The 15,037-nt window shown below is 42.5% G+C and carries 13 protein-coding genes; 2 read left to right on the forward strand and 11 right to left on the reverse strand.

Annotated elements, in window-relative coordinates:
- Positions 1-2: 2 nt before the first annotated feature.
- The 6 genes from Dia5BBH33_RS04765 to cobU are packed head-to-tail and all read right to left on the reverse strand — an operon-like array spanning position 3 to position 5,797.
- Positions 3-1,088: a pyridoxal phosphate-dependent aminotransferase gene (locus Dia5BBH33_RS04765; RefSeq protein WP_332835635.1), complete on the reverse strand. Its 1,086-nt coding sequence runs from the start codon at positions 1,086-1,088 to the stop codon at positions 3-5.
- On the reverse strand, positions 1,063-1,950 hold the full coding sequence (locus Dia5BBH33_RS04770) for a GHMP family kinase ATP-binding protein (RefSeq protein WP_022382222.1): 888 nt from the start codon (positions 1,948-1,950) through the stop codon (positions 1,063-1,065). The genes Dia5BBH33_RS04765 and Dia5BBH33_RS04770 overlap by 26 nt, the downstream gene beginning before the upstream one ends.
- Entirely contained in the window at positions 1,938-2,693 is a 756-nt protein-coding gene (locus Dia5BBH33_RS04775) for an adenosylcobinamide-GDP ribazoletransferase (protein ID WP_022382221.1), read from the reverse strand. The genes Dia5BBH33_RS04770 and Dia5BBH33_RS04775 overlap by 13 nt, the downstream gene beginning before the upstream one ends.
- A 6-nt stretch (positions 2,694-2,699) precedes the next feature.
- Complete coding sequence (gene cbiB / locus Dia5BBH33_RS04780; RefSeq protein WP_108849728.1) at positions 2,700-3,653, reverse strand: adenosylcobinamide-phosphate synthase CbiB; 954 nt, start codon at positions 3,651-3,653, stop codon at positions 2,700-2,702.
- A gap of 24 nt (positions 3,654-3,677) precedes the next feature.
- Positions 3,678-5,207 (reverse strand): cobyric acid synthase, encoded by a 1,530-nt coding sequence (locus tag Dia5BBH33_RS04785; protein ID WP_143332491.1) that lies wholly within the window; start codon positions 5,205-5,207, stop codon positions 3,678-3,680.
- A complete protein-coding gene (gene cobU, locus Dia5BBH33_RS04790) occupies positions 5,204-5,797 on the reverse strand; it encodes a bifunctional adenosylcobinamide kinase/adenosylcobinamide-phosphate guanylyltransferase (RefSeq protein WP_108849726.1) in 594 nt (197 codons plus the stop codon). Before cobU ends, Dia5BBH33_RS04785 begins: the two co-directional genes overlap by 4 nt.
- A gap of 288 nt (positions 5,798-6,085) precedes the next feature.
- Between cobU and Dia5BBH33_RS04795 the strand changes: the two genes are divergently transcribed.
- On the forward strand, positions 6,086-7,333 hold the full coding sequence (locus tag Dia5BBH33_RS04795) for an IS256 family transposase (protein ID WP_143332492.1): 1,248 nt from the start codon (positions 6,086-6,088) through the stop codon (positions 7,331-7,333).
- Positions 7,334-7,455: 122 nt separating this feature from the next.
- Positions 7,456-7,809 carry a hypothetical protein gene (locus Dia5BBH33_RS04800; RefSeq protein WP_231939218.1) on the forward strand — a complete coding sequence of 118 codons (354 nt, stop codon included), beginning with the start codon at positions 7,456-7,458 and terminating at the stop codon, positions 7,807-7,809.
- Positions 7,810-7,978: 169 nt separating this feature from the next.
- On the opposite strand, the gene Dia5BBH33_RS04805 is transcribed toward Dia5BBH33_RS04800, so the two are convergent.
- The 5 genes from Dia5BBH33_RS04805 to Dia5BBH33_RS04825 form a co-directional block, all read right to left on the reverse strand.
- A complete protein-coding gene (locus tag Dia5BBH33_RS04805; protein ID WP_143332493.1) occupies positions 7,979-9,556 on the reverse strand; it encodes an IS1182 family transposase in 1,578 nt (525 codons plus the stop codon).
- A 99-nt stretch (positions 9,557-9,655) separates the two neighbouring features.
- Entirely contained in the window at positions 9,656-11,272 is a 1,617-nt protein-coding gene (locus Dia5BBH33_RS04810) for a DAK2 domain-containing protein (protein WP_232518094.1), read from the reverse strand.
- Positions 11,272-12,105, reverse strand: coding sequence for a DegV family protein (locus tag Dia5BBH33_RS04815; protein WP_108849724.1), 834 nt, complete (start codon positions 12,103-12,105; stop codon positions 11,272-11,274). Before Dia5BBH33_RS04815 ends, Dia5BBH33_RS04810 begins: the two co-directional genes overlap by 1 nt.
- A gap of 21 nt (positions 12,106-12,126) precedes the next feature.
- The gene (locus tag Dia5BBH33_RS04820; RefSeq protein ID WP_022382107.1) at positions 12,127-12,513 is read right to left on the reverse strand and encodes a hypothetical protein; all 387 of its coding nucleotides are present in this window, start codon (positions 12,511-12,513) and stop codon (positions 12,127-12,129) included.
- 159 nt (positions 12,514-12,672) lie between these two features.
- The gene (locus tag Dia5BBH33_RS04825) at positions 12,673-15,036 is read right to left on the reverse strand and encodes an endonuclease MutS2 (RefSeq protein WP_143332495.1); all 2,364 of its coding nucleotides are present in this window, start codon (positions 15,034-15,036) and stop codon (positions 12,673-12,675) included.
- Between the last annotated feature and the right edge of the window lies 1 nt (position 15,037).

A 15,037-nucleotide genomic window follows, 5' to 3' on the forward strand; every position in this document is an offset into this window, starting at 1 on the left:
TATCATTTAGCAAGCACCTCATGTAATGCATTAATGAGCTTATTATTTTCAATATCAGAACGCACTGCTACCCGGAAAAATGAATCATCCAATCCTTCATAATTTCCGCATTTCCGGATAATGATTCCGTAGTGAATCAGTTTTGCCTGAAGAGCTTTGGCATCCATTCCTTTAACAAGCAGCTCGCAAAGAACAAAATTTACCGTTCCCGGATACACCTTGATCTCGGGAAATTCTTTCAATCTTTCAACCAGTTTTGCTCTTTGCATCAGGCAGAATGAACTGGATTCTTCTATATACTCATTATCTTTGACCGCATGCACCATGTACAGCTGAGCTAATCCGTTGACATTCCAGGGAACGAGATTCTGATTGACCTGATCACGAATGGCCTGCGGAAGAAAAGCGCAGCCTATACGCAGCCCGGGAACTGCATAAAATTTAGTCAGCGAAGTAACTATAATAACATTTGAATGCGTCTCACTCAGATTGCGGTAGGAATATTCATCTCCCACAAAATCAATAAACGATTCATCTATCACAAGGAAGCTGGACGCAGCATCAGCAATCTCTATAAGATCCGAAAGATCCCTGGAGTCCAGCAGCAAGCCGTCGGGATTATTAGGATTCCCTACGTATATCAAAGAATTCTGCTGGATATTATTTTTTACTTCTTCCATGAAAGCTTTGAAGGATGCAGCCGGTTCACTCATGAGGCTCAAGACTTTTGCCCCAGCTGCTTCTGCAGACAGCCTGTACTCGCTGAATGAAGGAGCAGGTATCAAAACCAGATCCGGATTGATGATTCTCAGGATGGCATACATCAGCTCAGTGGCGCCATTTCCAACCACGATATTAGTTTCATTGACATGGTAACGTTCTGATAAGGCTTTGATGAGATCTCTGCATTTGACATCCGGATATCGCAAAGTTTCCTTCTCCCAGCCTGCGGTTAAGGCAGCTTTTCCTTTAGGGGATAGCCCCAGAGGATTTATATTGATGCTGAAATCCAGAAATTTATCTCTTTCCTCATCTGAAAATCCATAAATATCTCCGCCATGTCTACTCTTTGTCGAACTCATTCGCATCGCACTTTCTATCTATGATTCCTTGATTAATAATTTCCACAGAATCTAAATATGAAAAATCCTTTCCCATATATTCATTTATACTCTGCTTCATATTTTCAATATCACCATCGGCTGAAACAATCAGTCCTAAAACGGTTCCGCTATGCGCACAGATAATTCCCTTTCCTCCCACCTGCATCCCAACTTTATAGAAACGGTTGAGTTGTTTCTTATATAAGATCTTCTGGTTTGCAAAAGCGCTGATGGAGGATGCTCTTCCTATTTCATCAATAGAACCGTTCTGAATCCCCTTCCTGAAAAGGTTAAGGGCTATTTTGATATACTTTTCGTTTTCCTTCTGAAGATCGACCAGATCCGCTCTGGTATTAAAATCGACTGTATCTATCTCTCCGCCGCAGTCATAAATTAATATTTTAAGAGGCGGGCAGTCACCGATCTGCTGAATGAGTGTGCCGCCGCGATGATCAAATCGTACTATCCCGTTGAAGAAAGTGGCGTCACTTGGTTCTATGGAAAGTGCAATATCTGCTATTTCATGCGCTGTCAGCCTTTTCCCGCAGGAAAGCGCAACAGCCTGAGCGACTGCGCTGATATCGGCAGTGCTTGATGCCATTCCTTTTCCAGGCAGAATATTAGATTTCAGTCTTATTGGAATATCACGGTCTTCCTCGCCCAGATAATTCAGCGTTTTCTTTACAGCAAGAGCTGCCTTCTTCGGTAAACGATCTCCCGGACCGTCGAATTGGCTCATTGCGTAAGAATATCTGTTAATCGGACAAGTCACCATAAACGATATTCCATCCATATATCCCTGAATAAATTCTCCGCAGGATCCCGGAGAACTGACTATATATGCCATAAGTCCCCTCTAATCAAAAGAACCCCCAGGAGCGCTATGCCTGCTTCTGTTATTTCTGTAACAAAACCATACGTGTCTCCCGTAGTTCCGTCAATTTTTTTGACAACCCAGTTATTTAAGCCAAGGCCAATAATGATGGAAATCCCCATAAGGAATAAATAGCTGAACCCAAAATAAAGCGCAGGCAGCATGGCGAAGAAAATTGCCCAAAGCAGCGTGTACTTTGAGTGATAAGCGGCAAAAGCCTTCCCCATACCATATGGTCTGGCATAATTATAATTGCAAATGCTTATAACCAGGTTCAGCCTCCCCAAAGTTGGCATGGCAATAAGGAGCATCAGCATTGCCTGAGTATTATCCACATACCCTAAGCATAGTGTTGTCAAAAAAACATAAATCAAAATCGACAGCATGCCAAAAGAGCCTGTGAGACTATCTTTCATAATCTCCAGACTTCTTTCCTTTGACCTCCCGGAAAAAAGCCCGTCAGATGCGTCCATAAGCCCGTCTGTCAGCGTACCGCCGGAAATAAAAATTTCTCCAATCACCAGGAGGAATCCCGTTAATATGGGGGTATCCAAAGGCTTCGTAATCTGAAAAATCAGAACAAGAAAAAGCCCTATAATCCATCCAATCACAGGAAACCACATGACACTTTTACCGAATTCCTCATCTTTCCAGATTGCTTTGGAAGACAAATGAATCCGTGTTAAAAACTGGAGTCCTACAAGAAAAGAATTCATTGTAAATCACCATGTGAAGAAAATAACAATTGACTCGAATATAACAAAGATCGCTGTTGCCAGGTACATCATTATAATAGATTTCTTGATATGAAACGCCTTAAGTTCTACCTTGGGGTCCCCCATGTACTCTCTAAATTCGGCAACTCCGTGATAGTAGTTATATCCGCCCAGTCTTACATTCAGAGCTCCTGCCATCGGCGCCTCCGCATATCCTCCGTTAGGACTAGGATGTTTGCGGGCATCACGCCTGGTTATAGCGACAGCATTTTTCCAATCCAGCCTTAAAATATAAGCACTTGCTGCAAAAAGCAAAAATGTTATTCTTGCAGGAATATAATTCAGAATATCATCCAGTCTGGCGGCAATACGGCCAAAATAAAGATATCTGTCGTCTTTGTACCCAAGCATGGAATCCATGGTGTTTCCAGCGCGGTACAAAGCAGCGCCAACAGGGCCGAAAAGCATGAAATAAAACAGAGGCGATATAATTCCGTCAGTTGTATTCTCGGCAATAGTCTCTACTGTCCCTCTTACGATATCAGCTTCCGACAGGTTATCTGTATCTCTGCCAACAATCCAGCTGAGTCTTGCCCGTACCTTAACCAGATCACCGTCTCTCAAAAGATGGTAAATCTCCATTCCATCGCGTGCAAGGGCTCTGGGCGTAATAGTGACATAGAGAATCAACGCACTCAGCGAAAAATAGAGAAGAATTCCGCCTTTGTGTCCCAGGTACACGAAAAATGATGTGATCAGGCCAACAGTCAAAAGAACAAGACATACTGTCAATAAGCCCCTCAACATTAAATCTTTCGGGAGAGCCGGCTTCTTGGGATACAGTTTGTTTTCAATATAAGAAATTAAGTTTCCTATGAGCACAACAGGGTGAAAATTAGATCTCGGATCCCCGTAGACTGTATCAATAATGCATGCTGTGATCGGAATCACAGCATACATTAAAGAATAATAAAAATCACTCACTTATTCATTCCTCAGGATTTCATAAACAGTATCCATATCAAAATACTTCCTGACTGAGTCCGCCAAACGGTCATACTCAGATTCTTTATACTCTCTATAGCGGAATTGAATCGGAAGTTCACTTAATCCTTTTCTCTTGCGCAAAGCATTGATAATGGCACGTCTCAATTCATCATTATCGAAAACGCCATGGCAGTATGTCCCGAATACATTATGTTTTTCGTTGATATAGCCATCATTCACGTCAACATCCTTGCTGCTGCGGCTGGTAATGTGGAATAAAGTCTGGGCAGGTTTATTGAGTGTAGTTTCGCCCATATGTATTTCGTATCCCTTTAAATCACTGCCCTTAAACTGCATATCGAGGAATGGCAGATCGTCACAATCAAAATGAACCTGATATGTGTTCTTTACCCCCTGCATAACTGTCGTATACGGCAGCAGTCCCAAACCATCGACTTCATCATTCTGGCTTTCTACATGATCCGGATCGCTGACTTTTTCACCAAGCATCTGGTAACCGCCGCAAACGCCGATTACCGGAGTTCCCTGTTCTGCCAGCTCGCAGATTTCCTTTGCATAGCCTTCCCTCTTCAAATAGAGGAGGTCTTCTGTAGTATTTTTGCTTCCCGGAATGATGATCAAGTCAGAATTTCCAAGCAAATCTCCCTTTTGTACAAAGCGTACATTGACATCCGGTTCGTGATTCAAAGCGTCGAAATCTGTGAAGTTGGAAATCTTAGGAGTCTGGATTACTGCAATATGGATATCCCTCATCACGTGATCATCCGGGATTTCCTGCAGGGAAACGGAGTCCTCATCATCAATGCCAAGTTTGTTCAAATAAGGAATAACGCCTAAAACAGGTATTCCTGTACGTTCCTTCAAAAAGGTCAAAGCGGGTTCGAGAAGTTTGATATCTCCTCTGAACTTGTTGATGACAAGACCCTTAACGAGAGCCCGTTCGTCTTCATCAAGCAGTTCCAGTGTACCGACAATAGATGCCAAAGCACCGCCGCGGTCGATATCTGCTATCAAAAATACCGAAGCATTGCATTCTTTAGCAACTCTCATGTTTACGATGTCATTTTTCTTCAGGTTCACTTCTGCCGGGCTGCCTGCGCCTTCTATGACCATAACATCATAGTGGGATTCCATATATTCTATGCTTTCTTTTACGGATGCCCAGGCTTTCTGGCTATACTGGTTCTGGTATTCGGATGCAGAATAATTGCCTCTGGATGTGCCAAGAATAATGACCTGCGAGCAGGAATTGCCAGTAGGTTTCAGAAGGACAGGATTCATCTGCACAATCGGTTCCGCACCTGCAGCCTCAGCCTGTGCCACCGTTGATCTTCCTATTTCCCCACCGGAAGGAGTGACATAGGAATTTAATGCCATATTCTGTGCTTTAAAAGGTGCCGTTTTGTATCCATCCTGAGCCAGGATTCTGCAAAATGCCGTAGTCAAAATACTTTTGCCTACATGTGAACTGGTTCCCTGAAACATTAATTTCTTTGCTTTTTTCATGACAGCTCCACTCCTCTGCTTTTGAGCTCAACAGTAATTCCTGCAATCGAAAGGTATACCTCATCCGCTTTTTTGGCAATATACTGATTTGCCAGGCCGACAAGATCCCTGTATACTCTTCCCATTGCATTAGCCGGGACAATCCCCATTCCGAGTTCGTCTGAAACAAAAATAATCTCCCGGTCAGAAACTAAAGATATTTCGTTAAACATTCGATCCAGATCATTTTGCAATAAACTCTGAAGCTTCTCCAAATCCGAAACACCTAAAACCTCAGCATCTATATTACTGATATGATCCATCAATAAATTGCTTACGTACATTGTAATGCAGTCAAATAATATTGTATCTGTTTCATTTAATACAGTGCCTATCTGATTCCCTGCTGTATGCATGATTTCGTAAGTCTTCCAATCAGACGGCCGTCTTTCCTTATGAAGCAGGACCCTGTATTTCATTTCTTCATCTAAAATCTGACTCGTTGCTATGTATCCCTTTCTTTTCCCTGTAAAATGATACATCAGCTTTTCGGCAAATTCACTTTTTCCGCTGCGGGCGCCTCCTAAAACTAGAAAGATCTTATTCCCCATGAATGTAATTCACCTCTTCCGGATTTGATATATTTTAAAATTATTTTTAATATTTATATAATAACATATGTCAAATTCTATCGCCAATAAATAGCTTTTTATCGATTGTTGTCTATAAATATAGGAATTCATTGAATTTTAAGCCTGTCATGTCTTCATGTTTCTGAATTGATAAATCAATAGATAAAAGCACATAATGGGAGTGTAAAATAGTTTGTGTAAATCGGTATTGCATGAATCTACTTTATGCCCCATACTGGGGTAAACAAAGATAAGGACGGTAACAGAATGGCAAAGTGTAAAACTCCACCAACTACCCCAGGCGAGCAGATTGCTCAGCAAATCCTCAACAACTACGACATCAAGAGCGCGGAAGACGTACAGGACGTCCTGAAGCAGATTTTTGGCCCCATTTTTGAGTCCATGCTCAAAGGTGAGATGGAAAATCATCTCGGCCATAAGAAGCATGAGCGCTCCGAAGACGGTGACAATGTCCGGAACGGCTATTCATCCAAGACGCTCAAGACCTCTCTGGGCGAGGTTCCTATCCGCGTCCCTAGGGATCGCCAGAGTACGTTTGAACCGCAGATTATCAAGAAGCACCAGCGCGACGTTTCGTCCATCGAGGGCAAGGTACTGGCGATGTATGCCCGTGGCATGAGCCAACGCGACATCGCTGCAACCATCGAAGACATCTACGGCTTCCAGATGTCACATGAACAGATCTCCACCATCACAGGCTGCGTCATGGAAGAGGTCGAGGCATGGCGGAATCGTCCGCTCCAGTCGTTCTATCCATTTGCTTTCGTCGACTGCATCTACGTATCGCTGCGCACGGAGTATGGCGTCCAGCAGGTGGCCGTCTATGTCATGCTTGCCTATGACGTCAACGGCTGCAAGGATGTCCTTGCCCTCTGGATCAACGAGACGGAGAGCAAGCATGCCTGGATGCAGATCTTCGACGAGCTGCGGGCTCGCGGCGTTAAGGATCTTGGCATCCTGTCCATGGATGGCGTGAGCGGATTGGAGGAAGGCGCCAAGGCTGTATTCCCGCATGCCACGGTTCAGCGCTGCATCGTACACCTCATCCGCAATTCCATCCGCTACATCCCACGCAAGCAGTGGAGTGCATTCACGAAGCAGCTGAAGCTCATCTATGGTGCCATCAACGTCAAGCAGGCCCGTCAGGAATTCGAGAAGTTCAAGACCGACCGGCAGGCTTATCCAGGCGCGGTCAGCGTATGGGAAAACAATTTCTCACACGTCGAGCAGCTCTATAACTATGGCAGTGCCGTGCGCAAGATCATGTACACGACCAATGCCATCGAGAGCGTCAACTCTAGCTTCCGCAAGGTGACCAAGAAAGGCGCTTTCCCCAAAGAGGATGCAGTCTTCAAGATTTTCTACCTACGCATCCAAGAGCTCTATAAAAAATGGAAGGGTCGTCACGTCGCAAACTGGGCGATGGTCCGGAACCAGCTGCTCATGGACGACAGGATGTCTCAGCTTATGCAGCAATACGATGTTGCTTATTGAATCGATTTACACAAAACTCTTGACACACCCCACATAATTCTTAAATACAAGACTCGAAGTACTTGCATTAATATTATGGTGTTGTATTATTATAAAGGATTAAAAAGATAGGAGTGATGATTATGTCAGAAGAATTAAATCAGGATAAATATACCATAGACCTGATGAAAACACTTTGGGAAAATACATTCAGGGGTACGATTTTTGACTATAAAAATCAGTACATCGCAACAGTCAGGATTATATTCAATATCCCATTAGACAGGGATTTGGTTCCGGATAATGCTCCGGAGGTTTCTCCTGCAATAATTGTATTAGTAGAAGATACGATTATCAGTCCTATTGATGTCGTTTCTTTTGAGCAGACCATTACTCCGATTCTTGTCAAGAAATTAACGAGCAGATATTTCCAGCCTGACCGTGTAATGTTCTTCTACCCAAGCCCGGCAGAAGGTGCTGAAACCAAAGAACGTTAAACAACTGCCATCTATAATAAAAAAAAGGGGCTGTGACAAAATGGTTAATCATTTTGTTGCAGCCTCTTTTTTGCGTCTTTATTTCATCATTTTTAGCTCTGCTGTAAGCCTTTTACGTAAAAATATGCGTAAGCCCCCTTACCCCCATAAGACTTTTAATTATATTGTCTTAGGCGGCAATCCTTATACGCATTATTTTTGTGATGTATTTCCTTAAATTATAGCCAAGTGCTACCAGGTATAACTCGACTTTTACAGAATCTATCCTTTTTCTGACGATTCTTTTGTACCATCTGTCATGTTTCATGATTCCAAAAGTTCCTTCAGCCTGGATTGACCGGTTCATTCTTAGCGGGGCTCCATGGATGCTTTCCAGATTATCCTGAACCTCCTGGTACATGTTATTCCGTTCTCTGCTCAATGAGATTCTTTTGTTCTTCGGGGTCTTTTTACATTGCTCTGCCAGCGGGCATCCTTGGCAGTCTTCGCATTCAAATACTTCCTCCTGCCTGCCGTATAAGTTCCCTCTGACCAGATGTCTATAGATAAATTTGAAAGCCCTGTCATTTGGACAACGGATGGTTCCATTCTCATCAACTCTAAAGTTTATTGGCCGAAACGGATTGGTATGGTATTTCTTGTCTTTCGTTTCTTTCTTGTACATGGGGAATTTCATATACTTTTCCATACCGTGCTGCTCGCAATAGATGTAATTGTTGAAAGATCCATATCCTGCATCTGCCACAGGATACTTAGGATAAGCCCCATAGACTTCGTGGAATTCCTCCATCAGCGGTACGAAGCAATCCATATCTGAACGATACTGGTTAACATCAATTACGGCAATAAATTCATCGGCAACACCTATTTGGACATTGTATGCAGGCAGAAGCTGATCATTTCCCTTGTAGTCCGACTTGATTCGCATGAATGTTGCATCCGTATCGGTCTTCGAGTAACTGTTTCTGGAAGTACCGCATATCTGTATCTTCTCAACATATTCTTCAAGTTTTGATGTATATGCCTTAAGCTGCTCATACTTGCGTTGATGATCGGACTTGCGATGCCCGCTTCCATGAACAAAGGCCGTCTCATCAATCTGCCAGATTTCTTTTAATTTATCCAATACCAGACGCAGATAGTCCGGAGCGTATTCTGTATTGATGTTTACACTCATATGGTCATACTTAAGATCATCATTGAGTAACTCAAAAAGGCTGGTAATCTTGGCAAAATGCTTGTAGCGAGATTTTTCAGCGGATTTCTTCCATACCCAGCTATATTTATTTGCGTTCGCTTCAAACTTGGAACCGTCAATATATATATGCTGCAAATCCACGTTGAGTTTGCCGCAGAGTTCTTTCGTAATTGAATAAAAGATATCCTTGAGAGAATACTTAAGAAAGCCCTTCACGAAATGACAGAATGTCCGATAGGATGGGGCTTCATAATTCATCAGGTACATATATCTGATGTTAACCCTGCAATTATCTTCAAGTTTTCTAAAAGAGCAATATCCTTCTTCTGCGAAACCATAGATGATCGTTTTCAGCATGTTGACGGGATTATACCTGGGTCTGCCAGCGCCACGCGTCGGTATGTAACGAAGGTACTTTTTAAGATCGATTTCCTCCATAAATCTGTCATACATTAAAACAGGATCATCGACATTGAGAATCTCAGAGGGAAACATTGGCAAAATGCCTCGTTCTGCGGTAAAATGATTGCTAGTGTTGTTATTTTTCATTGCAAAAAAATTATAACACGAAAGGCTCTGCCCCGGACCAAATGATCCGGGGCAGAGCCCTTTTTGTTGGGATGAATTTTGTCACATCCCCTTTTCTATTTATTCCGCAGATAAGAGCATCGGATAAAGCGGCTGACCGCCATTATAAATTTCAAAGGTCAAATCCGGATAGTCTTTCTGGACAAGCTCTATTTCCTTATTGCAGCGCTCTTCCGTCAATTCATCCCCATAATAGACCGTTATAATTTCCGTATTCTCAGTCGTGATATTTCCAATTGTCTTCTCGAGGCAGTCGTGAAGATCATTGGTTGCCACTACTTCGTGATCCTTAACAAGTCCCATGTAATCATCTTTATGGATGACTGTTTTTCCAACAACACTGTCTCTTACCGCAGTGGTTATCGATGCGCTGTGGATTTCCTTCATCCTGTCCGACATGTTTTCCATATTTTCTTCGACAGATGCATCTTCAGAAAATTCCATGGCAGCTGCAAGCCCTTCCATAGGATTGCTGGACGGAATTATATTCACCTTATCGCCGAGCATTTTCTGGAGCTGCTGGGCTGCCAAAATGATATTTTTATTGTTTGGAAGAACAATATATTTTTCGTAATGGCCATTTTCAATTCCCAGGCTGATTTCCTGAACGGATGGGTTCATCGACTGCCCGCCGGAGATGACATCGCAATGCAGCTTCTCATACAGTTCTTTCCAGCCGTTTCCGCTGACAACAGCAAGGACGCCCAGCTTCTTTTTAGCAATGACTTTCTGTTTATCCTTATTCTTATGGAACTGGTCTATCATATTGTCGCATTTGATATCATGCAGCGTTCCCCAGTCAGCAGCCATATCAAGTACATGGCCCGGACGCTGTGCATGAATATGGACTTTAATAAGATTATCGCCCTCAGCCACAATCATAGACTCGCCCCAGGCTTCCAGTCTCTTTCTGACCTCTTTAGCCGGCAGTTTGCATGGACTGATGATAAACTCCGTGCAGTATGGATATTCAATGGAGAACTGCTCACCCTTGGCTTCCAGTCTGCTGATGACAGGTTTTACTTCAATATCAATTTTCTCTACTTTTCCTGTCAATCCATTAAGGCATCCCATCAAGAAGAATATCAGTCCCTGTCCGCCTGCATCGACAACATTTGCATCCTTCAGTATCTGAAGCTGTTCAGGTGTCTTGGCCAGGGCTTCATTCCCGCAGGTGATGGAAGCTTCCAGAATCTTGCTGAAATCAGTTTCTGTACGGATGACTTCCCTTGTACCCTTGGCAATTCCTCTGGCTACAGAAAGGATTGTACCCTCAACCGGTTTTGTGACAGATCTGTATGCATAAAGTATTCCATACTGGAATGCCTTGCTCATCTGCCCGCAGGACGCAGTTGTCTTGCCATGCAGTCCCCTGCTGATTCCATGAATAATCTGGGACAGGATAACGCCGGAATTTCCTCTTGCGCCCATAATAGCGCCGGCAGACGCTTTTTCCGCCATAATGCCGATTGGTTCACTTGGATCCACGTCAGCAATCATGCTGTACATGGACTTAAGTGTATTAAGCATGTTATTTCCCGTATCTCCATCTGGTACAGGAAATACATTCAGCTGATTCAGAATTTCATATTTTTGCTGGAACAACTGATATGCACCTATCAACATATTTTTAAAATAAACACTATCAATTGTAGTATACATAACTTTGGCCCCCATTATTTGGCACTTTCAAAAATAATACCCAGCAGCCCAGGCCCAAGATACGACGCCAGAACCGGCGTCCCGGTCGTAAGAGTTACCTCATTTTCGGGATATAACTCTTGCAGTTTAGCCTGCAGGGATTTTCCCCCCTCCTCGTTTTCAATATGTACAACTCCGATTCTCTTGCAAGGGGAATTTTCTTCCAAATACTTCACCATGGATGCAATCGCTTTTTTCTCAGTACGAACCTTAGCTAAAACATCCACTTCGTTATTTGGATTCAAATAGATAACAGGACGAATCTTCAGGATACCGCCTATAAGGCTTGCTGCCTTGCCAATACGCCCGCCTCTGTATAAATAATCTAAAGTATCTACTGTAAATTCAGTCCGCATGTGGAATGTCAAATCAAAAAGCTTCTTGCATACTTCATCAAAAGCCAGATTGCTCTGTGCGAGTTCTATACCATCCTCAAGAAGCTGGAGCATTCCAATGGCAGTCGTCCTGGAGTCAAGCACGCAGATATTTTTGCGTCCGGACTGTCTGGCAGCTAAAACAGCCCCATTATAGGTTCCGCTTACTGCAGACGTTAAGCACAGGACGATGACAGGATCTTCTTCCGGTACATTTGAAAAAGCCTGAAGAAAATCACCGGTGCTCGGCTGACTTGTCGGTACGGTTTTCTTGTCACGTTCTGAACATTCAATGACCTTTTCTATTGTTACATCGCTTTCAGGTATATATTCCTGATTGATAGAAATAGTCAGGGGAACGACATGTACGTTTTCATGTTGTTCTAGATAACTTTCAGGAATGGCAGAGGTGCTGTCTAACAAAAAATGTATCATATGGCACGGTCCTTCCTATTACTATTTATTCTTATCTTTTTGGGCCTTCTTCTCTGCTCTTCTTTCCTCGAACTCCTTAAGAAGCTGCTGATAATCATCATCATCGTAGCCATTCGTAGCCAGCATGTATTCTCTAATCTTTTTTCTCTGGAGAGCAACATTCATGGCAGACAGTTCAAAGGGATCTAATGAAATCCTGGCAAGCATTTCACCAGTAGAAGAATAGCCGACAATACCTTCTCCTAAAAGATCTACCAGTTTTTCTTTCTTCACTTCTTCACAAAAAGTATGGAAAAAGGTTTCAGCCTCACGAATCATTCTTGCTTTGATACGTTTATATTCTTCAGCCTTATCACTTGGTATTCTGAATCCATCTATCTCTGTATATTTTTCTGGTAAATTGAACATGGTATCTCCTAAATGAAATTATATTAAACTATCACAATTTAAATATATCGCCCGAAACACTTTTGGTCAAGTTTTTGTATGAATGAGCATTACTGTTCATTTTCGTAAGAATCTGAATTATCCGGCCCAGAGGCCCTGTCATCCGGGAATGCCAGTCAATTAAAAATAGACATCTGTAGCACCGGCACCGCCATTTTTAGCATCTGCTTCATGGAATTCCTTGATGAAATTCAGTGTCCTTAAATGCTCATGTATACCCCTTCGCAAACTTCCGGTCCCTTTACCATGAATAATGTGAGCAAAAGATACGCCTGCCATAAAGCAGTCATTAAGGAAGCGGTCCACTTCCGGAATTGCTTCACTGACTGTCTTTCCTATTACATTCAGGGATGTGTGAACTGTATTAACAGAAGATGTCTGGTGCTGCCTGCGTATATGCCTGGCTTCAATACCGGATTTGGGAGCATTGTTCTCTTTCGTGAGCGGTTTAAAGCAATGAGACGCTGATACGCTGACCTTCAACTTCCCGCATTGTACACTGATCTGGCTGCCCGAAACATTCTTTATTACACCATCGCTATCGAGCGTATCTATAAAGACACGCTGCCCGACCTTTAATGCCTTGGGGTCAATCGGCTCTCTCTTCTGATGATTCTTAGGCATTTTCAGCCCATCTATTTTATTTCTTGCTGAAGAAGCGATATTATTAACGTTTCCTCTCTCGATTTCTGCAGCATTCTTTTTCAAATCTTTAATAATGATTTCAGACTGAATCCTGAGATTTCGTTTGATGTTCTCGGATTCTTCCCTTGTTTTAGCCAATATGCTTTCACGTTTGGCAGTGAATTTATCGCTTTCCTCTAACAGCTTGTCTTTCAAACTCCCGATTTCTTTCATTTGATTCTGAAGATTGGTACGCTCTTTTGATAATTCCCTGCTTTGGGCATTAAGCTTGGCCATTACCTCTTCCATGTTATTTAAAGGTGACATTTTCTTTAAATCTTCAGCTCTTTCTATAATCCCATCAGGAATCCCCAATCTTTTGCAGATATTGAAAGCATTGCTGCTCCCCGCCATCCCTATTACCAGATGGTAGGTAGGCACAAGAGTGATTTCATCAAACTCAACAAAAGCATTTTCCAATCCCTCTGTCTCATATGCCAATTTTTTCATTTCATTAAAATGAGATGTAATAAGAGACGATACATTCCTGTCATTTAAGAATTCAGTAATCGACTGTGCCAAAGATGCGCCTTCAATCGGATCAGTCCCGGATCCCAATTCATCCAAAAGGACTAAATCATTCGAATTGACATTCTTCAAAATATCTGAAAGCTGCGTTACATAACTTGAAAAGGTTGATAAGTTATACTGAATGCTCTGATCATCACCTATGATGGCATAAATATGCTTGTATACGGGAAGCGTTGAACCCTCATCGGCTGGTATGAAAAGGCCGCATTGGTTCATGACGGAAAGCAGTCCGGCAGTTTTCATCGCGATAGTTTTGCCGCCGGCATTGGATCCGGTAATAATAAGTATGTTGAAATCCTTTCCAAGTGTCAGAGAAACCGGTACAACTGACTTTTCAGGAATCAAGGGATGACGTGCATTTTTTAAGTCCAGTATTCCCTTCGGTGAGTATACCGCCCTTACACCCTTCATATTCAATGCTAGTTTAGCTCGTGTCAGGATAAATTCCAGTTCAGAAACAACTTTGAAATCCTTGCTGATAACATTTACATTCTTTTTTACATTATCGGTCAGATTCTTCAGAATCGTCTGAATTTCCTGAGACTCTTCCACAGAAAGTTCTGCAAGATCATTATTTAACTGGATCGATTCCATCGGTTCCATAAAAAGAGTTTGTCCGGTTGAGGACCTGTCATGAACAATCCCTTTAAATTTATACCGGTATTCTTCCTTTACGGGGACAACATATCTGCCGTCTCTTTGTGTAATAATGGAATCCTGGAAGTAAGTGGAATAATCTTTATTTACAAGAATCTGCTGGAAGAAGTGCCTGATTCTTGACTTAATACGATCCTTTTGGGAACGTATCTGGGACAGTCTTGGAGAAGCCGAGTCCTTCACTTCCCCATGCTCATCAAACACCCTTCCAATGCGGTCAGTAAGACGATCCAATGGCTCAATGAGCCGTGAGATTTCCTCTAAGACCGGATACCTCAAATGTCTTTCCCCTGCGAAGTACAAATTCATGCTCTTATACGTCAGAAGGGATGAGTTCAAATCGATGAATTCATTAGAAAGCAGGATAATATCTTTTTGTGCTTTCTCTATGATCTTTCTTATATCATGTGTTTCTCCCAATGGAGAAGACACTTCTCTTTGAAGCAGTATGACTGCCTCTTCCGTTTCCGTAAGTTTTTGATCGATAATTTCGGGCATTGATGACGGCGTTAATTCGGATGCCATTATTTTAGCCATGGTTGATGGGGCTAGTTCTACTAATTTGCTGCGTATCTGATCAAAATCTAAGATGTTTAATACATCCTGCTCCAAT

The organism is Dialister hominis, from assembly GCF_007164725.1.
Lineage (GTDB): Bacteria > Bacillota > Negativicutes > Veillonellales > Dialisteraceae > Dialister > Dialister hominis.

Coding starts and splice junctions, on each gene's coding strand:
- Dia5BBH33_RS04765 (WP_332835635.1), bottom strand. CDS start 1,088: ATGCGAATGAGTTCGACAAAGAGTAGACATGGCGGAGATATTTATGGA.
- Dia5BBH33_RS04770 (WP_022382222.1), bottom strand. CDS start 1,950: ATGGCATATATAGTCAGTTCTCCGGGATCCTGCGGAGAATTTATTCAG.
- Dia5BBH33_RS04775 (WP_022382221.1), bottom strand. CDS start 2,693: ATGAATTCTTTTCTTGTAGGACTCCAGTTTTTAACACGGATTCATTTG.
- cbiB (WP_108849728.1), bottom strand. CDS start 3,653: ATGTATGCTGTGATTCCGATCACAGCATGCATTATTGATACAGTCTAC.
- Dia5BBH33_RS04785 (WP_143332491.1), bottom strand. CDS start 5,207: ATGAAAAAAGCAAAGAAATTAATGTTTCAGGGAACCAGTTCACATGTA.
- cobU (WP_108849726.1), bottom strand. CDS start 5,797: ATGGGGAATAAGATCTTTCTAGTTTTAGGAGGCGCCCGCAGCGGAAAA.
- Dia5BBH33_RS04795 (WP_143332492.1), top strand. CDS start 6,086: ATGGCAAAGTGTAAAACTCCACCAACTACCCCAGGCGAGCAGATTGCT.
- Dia5BBH33_RS04800 (WP_231939218.1), top strand. CDS start 7,456: ATGTCAGAAGAATTAAATCAGGATAAATATACCATAGACCTGATGAAA.
- Dia5BBH33_RS04805 (WP_143332493.1), bottom strand. CDS start 9,556: ATGAAAAATAACAACACTAGCAATCATTTTACCGCAGAACGAGGCATT.
- Dia5BBH33_RS04810 (WP_232518094.1), bottom strand. CDS start 11,272: ATGGGGGCCAAAGTTATGTATACTACAATTGATAGTGTTTATTTTAAA.
- Dia5BBH33_RS04815 (WP_108849724.1), bottom strand. CDS start 12,105: ATGATACATTTTTTGTTAGACAGCACCTCTGCCATTCCTGAAAGTTAT.
- Dia5BBH33_RS04820 (WP_022382107.1), bottom strand. CDS start 12,513: ATGTTCAATTTACCAGAAAAATATACAGAGATAGATGGATTCAGAATA.